Genomic DNA, 17112 nt, shown 5'->3' on the forward strand with positions numbered 1-17112 from the left:
TGAGGCGGCGCTGCACGAGGCTTCATCGAGCACTCGTCTCACCTGCCATTTGCCCGACAGGTCGCTGACCGCTTCCCACGTTGGCCACTGATGCGTAGTCGCAGTAATGGAAGGTTGCGAGATAGCCGGGGACTGCGCGCATGAACTCCTGTTGATGGGTCCAGGCTCTGCACTCGGCCATCGAGGTCATGGGTTTCACCAGGGGGAGCCTGACCAACTCCCCCTGGTTGGTCAGATGGATTGTGACAGCGATGGCAGCGGACATGGCCGGGTCATCCATCGACTTGAGGCTGGCGACGCAATAACCGCCGGGGTTGGGACGGACGTCGTCTGAGGCAACCTGGTTGACATGGTCAGGGCCACAGAGTCTCGCAATGCGGGAATCCGCTTTTGCAGCCGTTTGCCCTGCCAAAAGACAAGCGAGAGCGATGACGAACCTGGTCCGTTTCATGTCAGCCTCCTGTCCAATCCAGTGCCGCCAGGATCGCTTGGAGGCGACGGCCGAATGGGCTATGCTAGGAAGCGCGCCAAGAGGGTGAAATGTCCCGAACGGCCCCTGAAATTGACCTGAAATCTGCTGAAACGGTCACGTTCCGCGGTTTTGTTTTTCTTGCGAGCAGCAACGAACTCCGAACCGTCGAAGGCAAAGCGGTCAATCTTCGCAGCCAGTCCGTCGAGGTGCTCTCCGTGCTCGCGGCGCGACCAGGCGCGATCGTGTCCAAGGATGCGATGATGCAGGCGGTTTGGCCCGATACCTTCGTGACCGAAGACAGCCTCACTCAATGCATTGCCGATATTCGCCGCGCATTGGCGGACGACGCGCACGCGATCGTGGAAACCGTCCCACGGAGAGGCTACCGGCTGAATGCCGATCCGTCGGAAGCGGCGAACCCAAACGCCGCAGCCGGCACGGAACGTGCCAAGACCCGATCGCAGCGCGGCTTCATTCTTGCTGCAATCGTTCTCTTCGCTGTCGCGATCGGCGCATACTACGGCACCGAAGCATGGCAAGCCGCTCCAGTTCCTTCGAGCGACATGCCGAGGATTGCGATCCTTCCCTTCGACGACATGAGTGCTGGCGCGGACAAGGGATATCTCAGCGATGCCGTCGCCGAGGGGATCATCACCGAGCTTGCGCGGAGCAAGACTTATGCCGTCATCGCCCGGAACTCGAGCTTCAGGTATCGCGACCAGCCGGTCGACATCAGGCAGATCGCAGACGAACTCGGCGTCGACTACCTGCTCGAGGGCAGCCAGCAGAAGATCGGAGACCGGCTGAAAGTGTCCGCCCAGTTGCTGAATGCGCATGACGGATCACATGTGTGGGCCAACACCTACAACCGGGAGATTGGCGATCTTTTTGTCGTCCAGGAGGAGATCATCCGCACGCTTGCGGATCGGGTCGGCCAGAGCGTCGAGCGCCCCCTGCCAAAGAGCGACGCCGCGCAGGTCAGCGCGCTCAGCTATTACCTGATGGGGAGGGACAGGATCACCGAGGATTTCTCAGCCGCGCGGAACGAGCTGCTGCGGGAGTTCAGCCTCAAGGCGATCGAAGCGGATCCGAACTCCCAGTTCGGCTATATCGGGATGGCCTGGTACTATCGCAATGACTCGGTATTCTGGCACAAGCAGGAAAATGACCCCGACGAGGCGTTGAAGCGCGCCGCCGAATACGCCGACAAGGCTCTCCTGCTCGCTCCTGATGACGCCGGAGCGCACTTTGCCCGCGCCCAGATCCAGAACGAAGCTGGAGAGTTCGAGCAGGCCATTGCGCGGTACGACCGGGCCATTGCCCTGAACCCCAGCGACCCGAATATCCTCGTCCACAGTGCAGGCGTGCTACTGAACGTTGGGCGCATCGACGAAGCGATCGATCGGATCGAGCAGGCCAAGGGCATCGATCCTTTCTATCCTGACTGGTTCAACTGGCAGATGGGCTGGGCGCTCTACGAAAAGAATGATTGCGGGGCTGCGCTGACGGCGATGCGGAAAATGTCCCCAATCCCGATCGGCGCACACCGAATGCTTGCGGGTATCTACGCTTGTCTGGGAAACCAGCGGGAGGCAAAGGAAGCGCTTGCAGTTTTCCTCAAAGACTCGCCCGGCGACTCCATCAGCAAGCAACGCAGGCAGTGGGAGAAGACCTACCTCGTCCCCGGAGCCCTCGACCGCTGGATCGGACACATGCGGTTCGCGGGGTTGCCGGAGTGACGGCCGACCCGTATGCGGCGACCGCCTGCTGATTGGGTTTTGACGCCAAAGCGAGTAGCGTTTTGATCAGCCTCATATCCGGCAGCCTTGAAGAAGTTTCTGTACTGCTGGGGCCTAAACAGGTCGCAGATTTCGCTGAGTGCGTTGCAGATGGCGTCCAAGGATCGCGTTGCACGTTTGCTGAGCAGCGCTTTCAGCTTTGAGTACGCCAATTTCGATCGGGTTGAGATCGGGCGAGTATGGCAGCAGAAAGAGGAGCCAGGCGCCGCATCGCCCGCGGAGGTATTCGGCTCGCGGGCTCTTGTGGAAGGCGACGTTGTCGAGGATGACGACATCGCCCGGCGACTGGCTTTAGCCCGATGGCGGGCAGCCACAGGGTGGACATTTCAGCCCACATGGAAAATGATCCTGTTGCCATGCACAACACTGCAGTGCTCTGATCTCGACGAAAAGCCTGAGCGTAGAAGCGGATCAACCGACCTCCGGGTCCAGTGAGCGAGGACGCAAATGGACACCCCAGAGAATGGGCGATTGCATCGCGACGCGGGCGGGCGACCCTGTCGATCGGCCGGCTGGCTTGCCCGCGCCGCCGTGTCGGCGGCATTCCTGCTCGGCATGGCTTTCAGCAGCACCGCGTTTGCGCAGGACCAGCAGCTACCCGTGGTGACGGCGGCCAAGCCGGTCGTCCGTGAAATCGTCGAAGACGACGAGTTCGTCGGGCGCTTCGAAGCCGTTGACCAGGTCGCCATCCGTTCGCGGGTCAGCGGCTATCTGGACAAGGTCAGCTTCCAGGACGGCGCACTGGTCAACAAGGGTGACCTGCTCTTCACCATCGACCAGCGTCCGTACCAGGCGGCTTATGATGCCGCCAAATCGCAAGTGGACGTCGCCAAGAGTCTGCTCGAATTCTCCAAGATGCAGCTGGATCGCGCCGACGAACTCGCCAAGACCGGCAATATCTCAACCGCGACGGTCGACGACCGCCGGCGGGAATACCTTTCGGCGCAGGCGCAGATGCAGGGCGCGACGGCTGCGCTGACGACGGCCAGCCTGAACATGGAATTCACCGAGATCAAGGCGCCCTTGTCCGGCCGCATCGACCGCCGGCTGGTGTCGGTCGGCAACCTCGTGCAGCCGGATTCCACCTTGCTGACGACCATCGTTACGCGCGATCCGATCGACTTCTATTTCGACGTCGATGAGCGCCTGTATTTCAGCTACGCCCGCGACGCGAAGCAGCGTGGCGGCAGCATGCAGGAAGGCGCCGGCGGGCTCGATGTGGTGGTTCGCGTCGCCGACCGCGCGGAGGCGGTATTCAAAGGCAAGCTCGATTTTGCCGAGAACCGGATCGACAACGCGACCGGCACCATGCGGGTGCGTGCAAGCTTTCCCAACGCCGACGGCATTCTCCAGCCAGGCATGTTCGGGCGCATCAACGTGCCGGGGTCGCTGCCGCATAGCGGTGTGCTGGTGCCCGACGAGGCGATCGGCGCCGATCAGGATCGCCGCATCGTGTTCCTGGTGGATGAGGCCGGGATGGTGTCGGCGAAGCCCGTGCGCACCGGCCCGCTTCTCGACGGCTACCGGGTGATCCGCGGGGGCCTGACCGGCGACGAGACGATCATCGTCAACGGGCTGATGCACGCCAGGCCCGGCACCAAGGTGAAGGTCGAGATGGTGACGTTGCCGCCCAAGTCCGAGACCGCCGAGTTGCAGCAATGAGGTTCGCACATTTCTTCGTCGACCGTCCGATCTTCGCATCGGTCGTTTCGATCGTCCTGCTGATCCTCGGCGGGATCGCTTATACCCAGCTGCCGGTCGCGCAATATCCCGAGATCGCGCCGCCGACCATCGTCGTTCGCGCGCAGTATCCGGGCGCCGACGCCGAGACGGTCGCAGCGACGGTGGCAACGCCGATCGAGCAGGAGATCAACGGCGTCGAGGGCATGCTCTACATGTCGTCCTATTCGTCGGGCGACGGGGCGATGGGGCTGACCATCACATTCAAGCTGGGCACCGATCTCGACCAGGCGCAGGTGCTGGTGCAGAACCGCGTGTCGGTCGCCGAGCCGCGCCTGCCCGAAGAAGTCCGCCGCCTCGGCATCACCACCACCAAGAGCTCGCCCGACCTGATGATGGTCGTGCACATGCTGTCGCCCGACGATACCTACGATCAGCTATACGTCTCGAACTACGCCCGCTCGCAGGTGCGCGACATACTGCTCAGACTCGACGGCGTCGGCGACCTCACCATCTTCGGCGAACGCGAATATTCGCTGCGCATCTGGCTCGATCCGGAAAAACTGTCCGCCCTGGGGATGACCTCGGGCGATGTGGTGCAGGCGCTGCGCGACCAGAACGTCCAGGTGTCGGGCGGCTCGATCGGCGCGCCGCCGACCAGCACCGGCACGGCGTTCCAGTACACGGTCACCACGCAAGGCCGCTTCAACGACGCACGCGACTTCCGATACGTGATCGTCAAATCGACCGACGACGGCCGCCTGATCTCGCTGCAGGACGTGGCGCGCATCGAGCTCGGCGCCAAGGATTACGTCACCAACTCCTATCTCAACGGCAAACCGGCGGTGGCGCTCGCCATCTTCCAGCGGCCGGGCACCAATGCGCTCGCCGCAGCCGCGGAGATCCAGGACAAGATGAAGGAGCTTTCCCGCGACTTCCCGAAGGGGTTGAGCTACGACATCGTCTACAATCCGACCGAGTTCGTCGCCGAGTCGATCCAGGAGGTCTACAAGACGATCCTCGAGGCGATGCTGCTGGTCATCATCGTCATCATCGTCTTCCTGCAATCGTGGCGCATGGCGATCGTACCGATCGTGGCGATCCCCGTGTCGCTGATCGGCACGCTGGCGGTGCTTTACGCCGCCGGCTTCTCGCTCAACATGCTGACGCTGTTCGGCCTCGTTCTGGCGATCGGCATCGTCGTCGACGATGCGATTGTCGTGGTCGAAAACGTCGAGCGCAATATCGCCAGAGGGCTGGCGCCCAATCCGGCGTCGCACCTGACCATGGACGAAGTCGGAACGGCGATCATCGCGATCTCGCTGGTGCTGATAGCCGTGTTCGTGCCGACAGCCTTCATCCCCGGCATTTCTGGGCAGTTCTACCTGCAGTTTGCGATCACCATCGCGGTGTCGACGGCGATCTCGGCATTCAATTCGTTGACGCTTTCGCCGGCGCTGGCCGCACTGCTGTTCAAGCCGCACCACGCCGCGGCGGCACCGCCGCGCTTTTTCCTGGCGCGGTTCGGACTGGCGCTCGCCGACGGCTTCAATCGCGGCTTCGACAGGGTCGCCCATTGGTATTCGAGCATCATCCGCGTGCTGGTCGGTTCGTGGATAACGATCGCCGCCATGCTGGCCGTTTTCGCGGCGCTCATCTGCGCCACGGTCTACATGGTGCAGGCGGTGCCGCGCGGTTTCATTCCGTCGCTCGACCAGGGCTATGCGATCGTCGTCGTCCAGTTGCCGGACGGCGCCTCGCTGTCGAGGACCGATGCGGTCATCCAACAGGCGTCGCAGATCATCCAGAAAACGCCAGGCGTCGACTACGCAGTCGCCTTCGCCGGCTTCTCCGGCGCGACCTTCACCAACGCCAGCAACGCGGGGGTGATCTTCGCCAGGTTCAAGCCGTTTGACGAGCGACTGAAAGCCGGCCTGTCGGCGACCCAGGTCATCGGCAATCTGTTCGGCAGCCTGCAAAGCATCAAGGAAGCCTTCATTATCGCACTGCCGCCGCCGCCGATCCGCGGCATCGGCAATGCCGGCGGCTTCAAGCTGCAGATCCAGGAGCGCAACAGCGCCGACATGCGGCAGATCCTGGCACTTGCCAACGAAATCGCCGGCAAGGCCAACAAGACGCCGGGGCTGACGGGCGTGTTCACCACGTTCTCCGCGTCGAGCCCGCAATTCTTCCTGGCGATCGATCGCGACAAGGCGCGCATCCTGAACGTGCCGATCCCCAACATCTTCGAGACGCTGTCGATCAATTTGGGGACCGCCTACGTCAACGACTTCAACGCGTTCGGGCGCGTCTACCAGGTGCGTGCGCAGGCCGACCAGGCGTTCCGCCTCGATCGCGCCGACATCTTGAAACTGAAGGTGCGCTCGGCGACCGGCGCGCTGGTTCCGCTCGGCACGTTGATCGAGATCCGCGACGTCACGGGCCCGGCGCTGGTCCAGCGCTACAACATGTACGTCTCGGTGCCGCTGCAGGGCAACGCCGCCCCCGGCGTTTCCACGGGCGAGGCGCTGGCAATGATGGAGGGGATCACGGCAAAGACGCTGCCGGCCGGTACCTCCTATGAATGGACCGAACTCGCCTATCAGGAGCGCAACACCGGCAATGCCGCTGTCTATATCTTCGGACTGTCGGTGCTGTTCGTGTTCCTGGCGCTGGCGGCGCAATATGAAAGCTGGGTGCTGCCGTTCGCCATTGTGCTGGTGGTGCCGCTCGGCGTGCTCGCGGCGTTGCTCGGCGTGTCTTTCCGAGGGCTGGACAACAACATCCTCGTGCAGATCGGCCTCATCGTGCTGATCGGGCTTGCCGCCAAGAACGCGATCCTGATCGTCGAATTCGCGCGGCAGGCGGAGGAACGCGGCCTGACGGCCGCCGAGGCTGCCGTCGAAGCCTGCCGGCTCAGGCTGCGGCCGATCCTGATGACCGCCTTCTCGTTCATCCTCGGCGTCGTGCCGCTGATGATCGCAACGGGCCCAGGCGCGGAAATGCGCCAGTCGCTTGGCACCGCGGTGTTCTCCGGCATGCTCGGCGTCACCTTCGTCGGACTGTTCCTGACGCCGGTGTTCTACGTCACGCTCAGGTCGCTGTTTTCTCGGCGCAAGCCCCGTGCCGAGGCCGAGCCTTCGGGGCCGGTAGAGGCGCCATCGGAGACGGCCGCCGAGTAGGTTACGAATTCGCCGCGTCGGGCGCGGTCTATCACTCCAGAAAATCGGCGCGGCGCGGCGACGGCCACGATCTGGACGACCTCGGCGTCGAGGTGCGGCGGAGACCCTGCTCGGTCTGATCCAGCCCAACAGCCGCATCCAGTTCAGTGAGACGATGCCGGGCGGCGAGGCCAATGCGGTCTTCTATCTGGTCGACCAGGCGGGGCTTGAGGGCATAGTGTCGAAGCGCCTTGGCAGCAAATGTCGCAGCGGCAACACGACGGCATGGCTGGAGACGCAAAGCTATACCGTAAGCGACCTCGAATTGCTCGGCGTCGAGCGGAGCCCAGCCACGCATAGTGATGCGACCCATCGCGGTTTTTTGGTGCCCGCGCTTTCGTCGCGGCCTGACCTGAATCTCAACAGACCTTGAATGGTCACGCATTCCAGTTGCGGAACAAACCGGCATGGCAGCGAGTTTCTGTCCGACGAAACTTTGAGGGAAAGCCATGTCCAGATTTCTGCTGGCGACAAGCGTCGCCGTTCTTCTCGCCGGCGGGCCGGCCCTTGCCGCGGACGAGAGCCCGTTGCCACCACCCAATGCCAAGAAGCTGTCGGAGATCCTCGCCAAGGTCGAGCAGCGCGACGGCTTTCGCTATGTGAAAGAGGTCGACTGGGACAGCGGCGCTTACGTCGTCACCTACTACACGTCGGACAAAGCGAAGGTCGAAATCACCTACGACCCTGTGACCGCCGAGCCAAAATAAAGGTCCGTCGGCAGACATTCTTGTCCCGATGCGGATGCGCCGGCCCGCTCTCCGCGCATTTTCAACGGCCAACGGGTCCTTGCCTAAAATTGTCCACTCTTGGCGTATGATGTGGAAGCAGGGCGCTGACCGCATCTTGGGGTGTTGGCTTGGGGGCACACATGCGATCTTCCGTTCGACCCTGTTTTCTGGCTGTGCTCGCGACCATCCTGGCCTGCGGCATCCTCGGGACTGCTTCGGCGCGGGCCGATGGACCGTCCTTCGACTGCCGCAAGGCAAGCCTGCCGGCGGAAAAGGCGATCTGTGCCGATCCGCAGCTGTCGGCCATCGATCTGCTGGTCTCCAGGGCGTTCAAGGATTTCGAGCCGGCGTTCGGCGGCGACAAGCGCAAGATCGCCCGCGGGCTGATTGCCGACCGCAATGCCTGTAAGGCCGATACCGCCTGCATTGTCAGCGCGCTGAGCAACGCGCTGCAAACCTATGGCGCTGCGCCACCGTGGGTGCAGGACTACAACATCGCGCTGATCGGCAAGAAGGCGCTGGAAGCAGCCGCGCGAAACCCGAACGGGACCGACCAGCCCCTGCCCGCGGCAATCGGCCAATGCGCGTCCACCCATATCAAGACGCTGACCACGCGGCTTGGCGACGATCCGCTGGAAACGGCCAGCCCGGATGGTGGCAGTGCCGCGACATTCACCAATGACGGCACTGCCGTCTCCTATGATCGCGACCCTGGCCTGGCCGCCTCGAAGGTCGGCGAACCGGTCGAGATGTGTCTGATCTCCATTCCCAGGGTTTGCCCCAAGAACGATGAGCGTGGCCGTGTCTACTACGGCATCGATCTCGCCCTCAAAGGGTCATGGGCGCTGCCGGACTCAGAGCATCTGTGTGGCGGCGCCTGAGCAGGCCTTCGCGTTTCGCGACGACTTGCCAAGGGCGCCTCCCCTTGCGTCAGTCCCGCTTTGATGGCTGACTGGACGCTTGGGCGCCGCATGGGGGATGGGGCATGGCGACGGCGAAGCACGTTCTAAAGCGCATATTGATGATGTTGGCCGGCTACCTGGTGGCGGTACTGGTCGGCTTGATCGCGGTCGCGGCGATCTATGCCGCACTCAGTTCCCTGCCCAACGCGCCCAGCTATTTCGACGTCATGGGCGTCTCGCCGATAGCGGTCCTGGTGGTGCCGCCGCTCGGCCTGTTCGTCTATTTCCTGACCATAGTCGTGACCGCACTGCAGACGCTCATCTTCGCGCTGATTGCCGAGCTCTTTTCGTTGCGCAACGTCGTGTTGCACATGGTCTTCGGTGCCGCGGCCGCCGCCGCCGGTTTCTTCCTGATCTGGCCAAGTTCAGCGGAGGATATGGACCCCGAGCGCTGGGCCGACATCGGCATCATCGCCGCTGCCGGCCTTGTCGCCGGATTGGTCTATTGGCTGATCGCCGGGCGGGACGCCGGCTTCCGGCGGCCGCTGTTGGAGCGTTAGCTCAACTCGACGGTGAGCGAACCGCTTCGGTGGCGTCCAGGGCCTGCTTCAGTCGCGAATCGCGATCGTAGACGTCGCCGAAATATTCGACCTTGCCGGACATGTCAGGCCACGCGGTGAAATAGGCGACGTAGACCGGGATCTTGCGTGTCACATCCTCGGTCGAATGCCCGTGCTTCAGCTTCTCGGCGATATAGTCGACCGAGGTGCCTAGCACCGCCGCCGCCATGCCGCGCGGATCCTGCAGCCGCACGCAGCCATGGCTGAGCGCGCGCATGTCCTGCTTGAAGAACGACTTCTGTGGCGTGTCGTGCATGTAGATCGCATGCTTGTTGGGGAACAGGATCTTCAGCTCGCCCAGCGCATTGGCCTCGCTCGGCTGCTGGCGCACGCTGTAGGGAATGTTGGCGCCATAAGCACCCCAGTTGACCGCCGACGACGGGATGCGCTTGCCGCGCGAGTCGGTCACCTCGTAACCGGCCCGGTCGAGATAGCCGGGATCGTTGCGCAATCTGGGCAGCATCTCGTTGACGATGATCGACTGCGGCACGCCCCAATAGGGATGGAAATCGACCTGCTTGATCTGGTCGTAGAAGAAGGCGGTCTGGTTGGTGGTCCGGCCGACGACAACGCGCGTCTTCAGCTTTTCCTCGCCATTGTCGATATAGCTCGCGGTGAAGGCCGGCTGGTTGATGAAGACACGCGGGCTGCCGAGGTCGGAGGGCAGCCAGCGCAGTTCTTCCAGCGCCACTTCCACCTTCAGCAGCTTGTCGGCCTTGGAGGTCCCGGCCAGCGTCGCGACGGTGCGCGGGCCGATGACGCCGTCACCCTTCATGCCTGCCTTCTGCTGCAACGCCTTGATGATTGGAACCAGTTCCGGGTCATAGACTTGGCTGGTGGCCAGCCTGGACAGGACCTCGCCATAGGCGCCGCCCATCTCGTCGTCGAGATTGCGCGCGATCAAGGTCAGCAGCTTCGGCAATTCCGGGCTGGTTTCGCCCGGCTTCAGCAACAGCTTGGGGTCGACGACGATTTCGTTCTCGGCGCTGGCCTGCAGCGACTCCAGTTCGACACGCAGCGCCTGGTATTCCGGATTCTGCGGATGCCGCGATTCAAGGTAGGTGCGCACTTCCTGGGTGTGCGCCAGCGTTTTCAGAACGCCCGCCAGGTCGATCGGCTTGGCCGGAAAATCATAGTAGCCGGTCATGCGGTTGGGCTCGACGCGGCCGTTCTGGGCGTCATGGGCATAGCGCAGCACGCGGGCCGACAGCGCCATCTCGAAGCGGACGAGTTCTTTCAGTTGCGCATTGGCGTCAGCCGGCGACGCGCTGGCAGCGGGCACTTCGACCGTATAGTCGGCGGGCGTGAGGCCGTAGCTTGAAGCCTCGCCGAGCACCCGCACCGCATCTTGCGCGCGGCTGTTGAGGCTGGTTCCGGTCACCCAGATGAAATCCGGATTGGCCGAGTAATAGGCGATCAGCGCCTTGGCGATGTCCGGCTCGGCATAGAGTTCGTAGTCGCTCAAGCCGGCAACCGCATCACGGAAAGCCGCACCCGTAGCTGAAGGCACGAAAGCGGCGTCCTGCGGCGTCGCCGGCTGCGGTGCCGTCGCCAGCGCTGAAAAGTCGATGCGAACCAGCCGATCGGCCTTGTAGGTGTAATAGGACGGGCCGCTGATTTTCACACCGCCACCGCCGCCTGGTGCCTTGGGCTTATACTTTGGAGGCGGAGGCGGAAATTCGCCTTGCGGAGCGTGCTTGATGCCACCCCCGAAAAGCATTTCGAAAAGCCCTTGCGCGCCTGCCTGTGGCACACCGAAGGCCAGCGTCGCCGAGATTGCCACCAGCGGCATCACGGTTGCTTTGTTTCCGAGGAATTTCATGGACCACCCGCTCCGGTTGTAACCGGCTCCCGTTCCGCACCGCTAGACGATCTCGCGCACCGCATGGCGGATGTAAGGCGCGACTATACTGATTCATACTGATTTGGTTAAGCTTTCATAAATTTCCGAAAGCCTGTTGCAGAACGGTTTCACAACATCGTGACGGCCAAAGCGGGATGCCTCCACTACGGCCGGGGCGATCCATTGCTGATCAGGCGTTGGCGCCACCATCGATGGTCAGCGCGGCGCCAGTGATGAAACGGCCTTCGGGACCTGCAAGCCAGGCGACCATGCCAGCGATGTCGTCGGCCTTGCCAAAGCGCGGTGTCGCCATCTTCTGCCGCTGGTGTTCGGCATGCGGGCCGTTTGCCGGATTCATGTCGGTGTCGGTCGATCCGGGATGAACGACATTGGCGGTGATGCCGCGCGGGCCGAGGTCGCGTGCCAGCGCCTTGGTCAGGCCGACAAGCGCCGCCTTGCTGGCCGAATAGGCGGTGAGGCCGGTGTCGGTTGCCCGCTCGGCGAGATTGCTGCCGATCGAGATGATCCGGCCACCCTCGCCCATATGGGCTGCCGCTGCCTTGGAGGCGATGAACGAGGCTCTCAGATTGACCTCCATGGTCTCGTCGAAATCGGCGAGCGACAATGTCTCGATGGAAGCCGCGCGCCAGATGCCGGCGCTGTTGATCAGGATGTCGAGCCGGCCAAATTCAGTCGCAGCGTCATCGACGGCCTTGTCTATGGCCTTGGCATCACGGTTGTCGGCCTTGATCGCGATGGCTCGCCCGCCGGTTGCCTCGATTTCCCTGACGACCGCGACGGCCTGCTCCTCGCCATTGACATAGGTGATTGCGACGCTGGCACCATTGGTGGCGAGCCTTCGCGCAATCGCCGCGCCTATGCCGCGGCTGCCGCCGGTGACGAGCGCGGCCTTGCCGCCCAGTTGGTTGCCCGCCTGCTGATTGGATGACATCGATTTCTCCTTTTTTGTAATGATCGACACATAAATACCTGTCAGCCTTGCCCGGCAGCGTCAACTGAATTATGTATCGATCAACACAGAAAAGAGCGTGATGTCTGAGCGAGGTCGTCCCCGCACCTTCGATCGAACCGCAGCCTTGCGCTGCGCGATGCAGGTTTTTTGGGCTCGCGGCTACGAAGGCGCATCGATGAGCGACCTGACCGCTGCCATGGGCATCAACTCGCCCAGCCTCTACGCCGCCTTCGGCAGCAAGGAGGCGCTGTTCCTCGAGGCGACAGACTTTTATTCGCGCACGGAGGGTGCCGACATCTGGCTGGCGCTTGAAGAAGCACCGACGGCGCGGCTGGCGATCGAACAGTTTTTGTGCCTGACGGCGAAAGCCTATGCGCAGACCGATCGCCCGCAGGGTTGCCTGATAACGCTCGGTGCTTTGCACCAGGACTCCAGCCGCGGCGCCATCTGCGAGGAACTGCGCCGCCGCCGCGCCGAAAACCATTCAGCGCTGGAGAAGCGTCTCGAGCGCGGCGTTGCCGAAGGCGAACTGCCGGCGGACTTGGACTGCGACGCTACTGCTACCTTTTACGCCACGGTTCAGCACGGCATGTCGATCCAGGCCCGCGACGGCGCCTCGCATTCGGCTCTTCTGGCAACCGTGGCCGGCGCAATGGCGGCCTGGCAGGTGATAGCCGGGACGGACGGAGCGTGACAAACGCCGGTCATTGTGCTGGAAATCCAACAGCCAGCCAAATGCGCGGTCGGGAGGACTAGCCTCATGAAAAAGGGTTACCGCGAACTGCTGGATGAGGCGAATGCCGAGATCGAGGTGGTGTCGCCGGAGGAAGCGGCCGGGCTGCTCGAGGATGAAGACACCATCTTCGTCGATCTGCGCGATCCACGCGAGGTCGAACGCGACGGCAGGATTCCCGGCGCCAAACATGTCACCCGCGGCATGCTGGAATTCTGGATCGACCCCGAAAGCCCCTACCATAAGCCGTTCTTCGCTTCGGGAAAGAGCTTCGTCTTCTTCTGCGCCGGCGGCTGGCGCTCGGCGCTGGCCACCAAGACAGCGCAGGACATGGGGCTGTCGCCGGTCAAGCACATCCTTGGCGGCTACACCGCCTGGAAGGGGGCCGGACTGCCGGTCGAACCCGGCGAGAAGAAGAAATAGATTCGATCACCGTCAGTGCAGCAGCGACGGCTCCCGATGCTCCGCGACGAAGCCGACCGCGCGTCCGACCACGCCCTTGTCTGCCAGAATGCGGCGGTGGCCGAGCCCATCGGCCCAGTAGAGCCGCACATGGCCGCCGGCGCCGGCATAGCGTGTTGCATGATCGGCCGGAACCTCACGGTCGTCCGGTGCATGGATGACCAGCGTCGGCACCGGTGCATGCGCGAGCTGGCGGTCGCCGGTGAATTCATGCAGCGGCCGGCCGGAAAGATGTTCGACCCGGTCGGCCATGGCGGCCTGCGAGCGCGGGCCGACATTGAGCATGCGGCTGAAGTCGGCGAAGATCGCCGGCAGCGAGCTTGGCGCCGCGATCAGCACCAGACGTCCGGCCACCAGCGGCGGGATGTTCTTGACCGATCCAGCGATGGCATTGGCGGCGACGGCGCCGCCGAAGGAGTGACCGACCGCTGCCACGAATGGGCCGAACCATTCGCCGGCAACCCGCATCGCATCCACGGCATTGACCATGTTCAGCCGCCGGCCCTGCGATTGGCCGTGGCCCGGCAGGTCGAGCGAAACGACCCTGTAGCCGGCTGCGCGATAGCCTTCGATCAGCGCCCGCATATATTCGGTGCGCGAACGCCAGCCATGGACGACAAGCACCGTGCCGGCCTTCGCCCTGCCCGGCTCCGGGCGGAATTCGTGCACCATGACGCAGCCGGTCGCTGTCTTCAGCCGGTGATGGCGTGCCTCGGTCATGAACTCGGCGGCACGGTCGACGGCGCGCCGTTCGCCGTCGCTCAGCGCCTTCACGTTCGGCGTGCGGCAGAACAGTTCGAAAGCCGCGCGCCCGGTGAGGCGCGGCGCAATACGCTCGGCCGCACCAAACACACCCCGGATGACCTTCAGCCCGATTGATGCCATAGTGAGAATCCATCCATACGTTCAAGCATGAACATAATAGTTCAAAGATGAACAATAAACAAGAGTTACCTTGGGACAACCCGCGTTTTCGCAACTGGGTCGCGGTGGCGCGCGCCTGCCATGTGCTTGAACGCACGCTGGCGGTGAAGCTGGCGCCGCTCGACCTGAAGCCGGCGCAGCTCGACGTGCTCATGAACCTCTACCGCCACCCCGGCATGTCGCAGCACGACCTTGCCCGCAAGCTGCTCGTCGGCCGCTCCAACATCACCATGCTTTTGCCGCAGCTGGAAGCGCGTGGCCTGTTGCGCCGCGAGGGCGACGAGAAGGACAAGCGCATCCTGCGGCTTGCCCTGACCGAGGCTGGGGAAGCGCTGCTGATGCAGGCGCTGAAAGTGCATATGGCGCTGATCGAAAAAGCGATGAGCCAGTCGACGCCGGAACAATGCGACATGATCGGCGAGCAGATGCGCAAGATTTATGACGTGCTGAAGGACGCCTAGCCGCCCTTTCAGCCCTGGCCTACCACATCGTCTTCTTCGCCCGCTCCGGCCACTCCTTGTCGTAGGTCTTGCCGTCGATGGTCTTGAGGCTGGTGATTTCCAGGATCTGTCCGGGCGTCGGCAGCGACTTGGGGTCGACATGCCTCGCCGGATTCCACAGCTCGGAGCGGACAATGGCGCGGGCGCATTGGAAATAGACCGAATCGACATCGACGACGGTTACCGAGCGCGCCGCCTTGCCATCGACAGTGAAAGAAGCGCACAGCGCTGTATCCGTCGTGATATGAGCCCTGCCATTGATGCGTAGCGTCGTGCCGGAGCCCGGCACCAGGAACAGCAGACCGACGCGCGGATCGCGAATGATGTTTCTCAGCGAATCGGCTCGGTTGTTGCCGCGCCTGTCCGGCATCATCAGCGTTTTCGGATCAACGATGCGCACGAAGCCGGCGAGATCGCCGCGCGGCGAACAGTCCAGCCCCTCCGGTCCGCTGGTTGCCAGCGCGACGAAAGGCGATGCCTTGATGAAGGCTGCATATTCGGGAATGACGTGGTCGAGTTCCTTGACCAGCGAGGCTTCGCCCGGAATGCCATAGAGCGCCTCGAGCTGCTCGACCGTTGTGATGACGGACATTGTCTTCGTCTCCAAACCTTTGCCGGCGCTACTCCACATCGATGACGATGTGACGACAACGACGGGATCATCGGTCCCGGCTCAAGCCCTTTTCCGCAAGCTCGGCAAGATAGGCATTCCAGCGCGCATCCTTCTCGTGGCCGAGCGTGTGCAGGTAATTCCAGGTGAAGATACCGGTGTCGTGTAAATCATCGAAGGTGATGCGCACGGCATAATTGCCGACCGGCTCGATCTTCAGGATCGCGACATCGCGTTTGCCGGGAACCGTCACCCGCTGTTCGGGCGAATGTCCCTGCACCTCGGCCGACGGCGAAGCGACGCGCAACAGCTCCGCCGGCAGTTCGAACGGCTGATGATCGGGAAAGGTGACGGACAGCAGTCTGCGATCCTTCGAGACTCGGAGTTCCCTGGGTGCGGTCATGGTGTTCGATCCCGTAGCAATCACCCTTCCCTACGCTGCTTCGCCACAGGGGAAAAGACCGTTTGAAGTGAGCCGACATGCGATGTCGGCCAGGGGATGTTACCAAAGATCGAGAAGCGGTATCTTGAATGACCGGCCGGATCGTATCACATAGCTGTATATAACGAAGCCGTTCACGGCCACGGGAAGCGCTTGAAGCATGGACATGATCGATCCTTTTGGTCGCACGATCAGCTATCTCAGGGTGTCGGTCACCGACCGCTGCGATTTCCGTTGCACCTATTGCATGGCCGAGGACATGGCCTTCCTGCCGAAGAAAGACCTGCTGTCGCTGGAAGAACTCGACCGGCTGTGCACGGTCTTCATCGAAAAAGGCGTCAGAAAACTGCGCCTCACCGGCGGCGAGCCGCTGGTGCGCAAGAACATCATGCACCTCGTGCGCCAGCTGTCGCGGCATCTCGAAAGCGGCGCGCTGGAAGAATTGACGCTGACCACCAACGGCTCGCAGCTGTCGCGTTTCGCCGCCGAACTCGCCGATTGCGGCGTCAAGCGCATCAACGTCTCGCTCGACACGCTCGATGCCGACAAGTTCCACAAGATCACCCGATGGGGCCACCTCGACAAGGTGATGCAGGGCATCGATGCCGCACAGGCTGCCGGGCTGAAGGTCAAGCTCAATGCCGTGGCCTTGAGAGATTTCAACGACGCCGAGCTGGCCGACATGATGCGCTGGGCGCATGGCCGCGGCATGGACCTGACGGTCATCGAAACCATGCCGATGGGCGAGATCGAGGGCGACCGCACCGACCAGTATCTGCCGCTGTCGCTGCTGCGCGCGTCGCTGGAACGCCAGTTCACGCTGACCGACATTCCTTTCAAGACCGGCGGCCCGGCCCGCTACGTGCATGTCGCCGAGACCGGCGGACGGCTCGGCTTCATCACGCCGATGACGCATAATTTCTGCGAGAGCTGCAACCGCGTCCGGCTGACCTGCACCGGCACGCTCTATATGTGCCTCGGCCAGGAAGATGCCGCCGACCTGCGCGCGCCCCTGCGTGCGTCCGAAGGCAACGAACTGGTCGCCGCGGCAATAGACGAAGCCATCGGCCGCAAGCCCAAGGGTCATGATTTCATCATCGACCGCCGCACCAGCCGTCCCTCCGTTTCGCGGCACATGAGCGTCACCGGCGGCTGATCTTTTCGGGAAATTGATGCAAGATCGCCCTCGGTCATTGGTCTCGA

Annotated in this window: 18 protein-coding genes; 11 read left to right on the forward strand and 7 right to left on the reverse strand. The window is 63.0% G+C overall.

Annotated elements, in window-relative coordinates; translation table 11 throughout:
• Positions 1–22 precede the first annotated feature (22 nt).
• Positions 23–451 (reverse strand): hypothetical protein, encoded by a 429-nt coding sequence (locus AC1RZR_RS23290; protein ID WP_481826110.1) that lies wholly within the window; start codon positions 449–451, stop codon positions 23–25.
• An 89-nt stretch (positions 452–540) separates the two neighbouring features.
• Here AC1RZR_RS23290 and AC1RZR_RS23295 point away from each other — a divergent pair, with 89 nt between their 5' ends.
• Entirely contained in the window at positions 541–2211 is a 1671-nt protein-coding gene (locus AC1RZR_RS23295; protein ID WP_481826111.1) for a winged helix-turn-helix domain-containing tetratricopeptide repeat protein, read from the forward strand.
• Positions 2212–2325: 114 nt separating this feature from the next.
• Here the strand turns inward: AC1RZR_RS23295 and AC1RZR_RS23300 are convergent, their stop codons facing one another.
• Positions 2326–2538, reverse strand: coding sequence for a transposase (locus AC1RZR_RS23300; RefSeq protein ID WP_481829104.1), 213 nt, complete (start codon positions 2536–2538; stop codon positions 2326–2328).
• A 288-nt stretch (positions 2539–2826) separates the two neighbouring features.
• Here AC1RZR_RS23300 and AC1RZR_RS23305 point away from each other — a divergent pair, with 288 nt between their 5' ends.
• The 6 genes from AC1RZR_RS23305 to AC1RZR_RS23330 all read left to right on the forward strand — a co-directional run bounded on the left by AC1RZR_RS23305 (position 2827) and on the right by AC1RZR_RS23330 (position 9362).
• Positions 2827–3933, forward strand: a complete 1107-nt coding sequence (locus tag AC1RZR_RS23305; RefSeq protein ID WP_481829105.1) for an efflux RND transporter periplasmic adaptor subunit — start codon at positions 2827–2829, stop codon at positions 3931–3933.
• Positions 3930–7133: an efflux RND transporter permease subunit gene (locus AC1RZR_RS23310; RefSeq protein ID WP_481826112.1), complete on the forward strand. Its 3204-nt coding sequence runs from the start codon at positions 3930–3932 to the stop codon at positions 7131–7133. Before AC1RZR_RS23305 ends, AC1RZR_RS23310 begins: the two co-directional genes overlap by 4 nt.
• A gap of 154 nt (positions 7134–7287) precedes the next feature.
• Positions 7288–7545 (forward strand): hypothetical protein, encoded by a 258-nt coding sequence (locus tag AC1RZR_RS23315; RefSeq protein WP_481826113.1) that lies wholly within the window; start codon positions 7288–7290, stop codon positions 7543–7545.
• A 76-nt stretch (positions 7546–7621) separates the two neighbouring features.
• Complete coding sequence (locus AC1RZR_RS23320; protein WP_477276798.1) at positions 7622–7879, forward strand: PepSY domain-containing protein; 258 nt, start codon at positions 7622–7624, stop codon at positions 7877–7879.
• A gap of 161 nt (positions 7880–8040) precedes the next feature.
• Positions 8041–8781 carry a lysozyme inhibitor LprI family protein gene (locus AC1RZR_RS23325; RefSeq protein ID WP_481826114.1) on the forward strand — a complete coding sequence of 247 codons (741 nt, stop codon included), beginning with the start codon at positions 8041–8043 and terminating at the stop codon, positions 8779–8781.
• Between the two features lie 104 nt (positions 8782–8885).
• The gene (locus AC1RZR_RS23330) at positions 8886–9362 is read left to right on the forward strand and encodes a hypothetical protein (protein WP_481826115.1); all 477 of its coding nucleotides are present in this window, start codon (positions 8886–8888) and stop codon (positions 9360–9362) included.
• 1 nt (position 9363) lies between these two features.
• Here the strand turns inward: AC1RZR_RS23330 and AC1RZR_RS23335 are convergent, their stop codons facing one another.
• Complete coding sequence (locus AC1RZR_RS23335) at positions 9364–11244, reverse strand: L,D-transpeptidase family protein (RefSeq protein WP_481826116.1); 1881 nt, start codon at positions 11242–11244, stop codon at positions 9364–9366.
• A 211-nt stretch (positions 11245–11455) separates the two neighbouring features.
• Positions 11456–12217: a 3-oxoacyl-ACP reductase family protein gene (locus AC1RZR_RS23340; protein WP_477276806.1), complete on the reverse strand. Its 762-nt coding sequence runs from the start codon at positions 12215–12217 to the stop codon at positions 11456–11458.
• Positions 12218–12317: 100 nt separating this feature from the next.
• Here AC1RZR_RS23340 and AC1RZR_RS23345 point away from each other — a divergent pair, with 100 nt between their 5' ends.
• A complete protein-coding gene (locus tag AC1RZR_RS23345) occupies positions 12318–12932 on the forward strand; it encodes a TetR/AcrR family transcriptional regulator (protein ID WP_481826117.1) in 615 nt (204 codons plus the stop codon).
• A 66-nt stretch (positions 12933–12998) separates the two neighbouring features.
• Positions 12999–13394: a rhodanese-like domain-containing protein gene (locus AC1RZR_RS23350; RefSeq protein WP_481826118.1), complete on the forward strand. Its 396-nt coding sequence runs from the start codon at positions 12999–13001 to the stop codon at positions 13392–13394.
• A gap of 12 nt (positions 13395–13406) precedes the next feature.
• On the opposite strand, the gene AC1RZR_RS23355 is transcribed toward AC1RZR_RS23350, so the two are convergent.
• Complete coding sequence (locus tag AC1RZR_RS23355) at positions 13407–14318, reverse strand: alpha/beta hydrolase (RefSeq protein WP_477276812.1); 912 nt, start codon at positions 14316–14318, stop codon at positions 13407–13409.
• 47 nt (positions 14319–14365) lie between these two features.
• Between AC1RZR_RS23355 and AC1RZR_RS23360 the strand changes: the two genes are divergently transcribed.
• Positions 14366–14818 (forward strand): MarR family winged helix-turn-helix transcriptional regulator, encoded by a 453-nt coding sequence (locus tag AC1RZR_RS23360; protein ID WP_379104533.1) that lies wholly within the window; start codon positions 14366–14368, stop codon positions 14816–14818.
• Between the two features lie 19 nt (positions 14819–14837).
• On the opposite strand, the gene AC1RZR_RS23365 is transcribed toward AC1RZR_RS23360, so the two are convergent.
• Together AC1RZR_RS23365 and AC1RZR_RS23370 are read right to left on the reverse strand one after the other, a co-directional pair.
• Positions 14838–15449 (reverse strand): pyridoxamine 5'-phosphate oxidase family protein, encoded by a 612-nt coding sequence (locus tag AC1RZR_RS23365; protein WP_481826119.1) that lies wholly within the window; start codon positions 15447–15449, stop codon positions 14838–14840.
• Between the two features lie 67 nt (positions 15450–15516).
• Positions 15517–15870, reverse strand: a complete 354-nt coding sequence (locus tag AC1RZR_RS23370) for a gamma-butyrobetaine hydroxylase family protein (RefSeq protein ID WP_481826120.1) — start codon at positions 15868–15870, stop codon at positions 15517–15519.
• Positions 15871–16069: 199 nt separating this feature from the next.
• Between AC1RZR_RS23370 and moaA the strand changes: the two genes are divergently transcribed.
• On the forward strand, positions 16070–17065 hold the full coding sequence (gene moaA / locus AC1RZR_RS23375; RefSeq protein ID WP_481826121.1) for a GTP 3',8-cyclase MoaA: 996 nt from the start codon (positions 16070–16072) through the stop codon (positions 17063–17065).
• Positions 17066–17112 lie beyond the last annotated feature (47 nt).

This window comes from Mesorhizobium bavaricum (genome assembly GCF_056781655.1).

Excerpts from the sequence above, each read along its gene's own strand:
- AC1RZR_RS23290 (WP_481826110.1), bottom strand. The coding sequence starts at position 451 with ATGAAACGGACCAGGTTCGTCATCGCTCTCGCTTGTCTTTTGGCAGGG.
- AC1RZR_RS23295 (WP_481826111.1), top strand. The coding sequence starts at position 541 with ATGTCCCGAACGGCCCCTGAAATTGACCTGAAATCTGCTGAAACGGTC.
- AC1RZR_RS23305 (WP_481829105.1), top strand. The coding sequence starts at position 2,827 with ATGGCTTTCAGCAGCACCGCGTTTGCGCAGGACCAGCAGCTACCCGTG.
- AC1RZR_RS23310 (WP_481826112.1), top strand. The coding sequence starts at position 3,930 with ATGAGGTTCGCACATTTCTTCGTCGACCGTCCGATCTTCGCATCGGTC.
- AC1RZR_RS23315 (WP_481826113.1), top strand. The coding sequence starts at position 7,288 with ATGCCGGGCGGCGAGGCCAATGCGGTCTTCTATCTGGTCGACCAGGCG.
- AC1RZR_RS23320 (WP_477276798.1), top strand. The coding sequence starts at position 7,622 with ATGTCCAGATTTCTGCTGGCGACAAGCGTCGCCGTTCTTCTCGCCGGC.
- AC1RZR_RS23325 (WP_481826114.1), top strand. The coding sequence starts at position 8,041 with ATGCGATCTTCCGTTCGACCCTGTTTTCTGGCTGTGCTCGCGACCATC.
- AC1RZR_RS23330 (WP_481826115.1), top strand. The coding sequence starts at position 8,886 with ATGGCGACGGCGAAGCACGTTCTAAAGCGCATATTGATGATGTTGGCC.
- AC1RZR_RS23335 (WP_481826116.1), bottom strand. The coding sequence starts at position 11,244 with ATGAAATTCCTCGGAAACAAAGCAACCGTGATGCCGCTGGTGGCAATC.
- AC1RZR_RS23340 (WP_477276806.1), bottom strand. The coding sequence starts at position 12,217 with ATGTCATCCAATCAGCAGGCGGGCAACCAACTGGGCGGCAAGGCCGCG.
- AC1RZR_RS23345 (WP_481826117.1), top strand. The coding sequence starts at position 12,318 with ATGTCTGAGCGAGGTCGTCCCCGCACCTTCGATCGAACCGCAGCCTTG.
- AC1RZR_RS23350 (WP_481826118.1), top strand. The coding sequence starts at position 12,999 with ATGAAAAAGGGTTACCGCGAACTGCTGGATGAGGCGAATGCCGAGATC.
- AC1RZR_RS23355 (WP_477276812.1), bottom strand. The coding sequence starts at position 14,318 with ATGGCATCAATCGGGCTGAAGGTCATCCGGGGTGTGTTTGGTGCGGCC.
- AC1RZR_RS23360 (WP_379104533.1), top strand. The coding sequence starts at position 14,366 with ATGAACAATAAACAAGAGTTACCTTGGGACAACCCGCGTTTTCGCAAC.
- AC1RZR_RS23365 (WP_481826119.1), bottom strand. The coding sequence starts at position 15,449 with ATGTCCGTCATCACAACGGTCGAGCAGCTCGAGGCGCTCTATGGCATT.
- AC1RZR_RS23370 (WP_481826120.1), bottom strand. The coding sequence starts at position 15,870 with ATGACCGCACCCAGGGAACTCCGAGTCTCGAAGGATCGCAGACTGCTG.
- moaA (WP_481826121.1), top strand. The coding sequence starts at position 16,070 with ATGGACATGATCGATCCTTTTGGTCGCACGATCAGCTATCTCAGGGTG.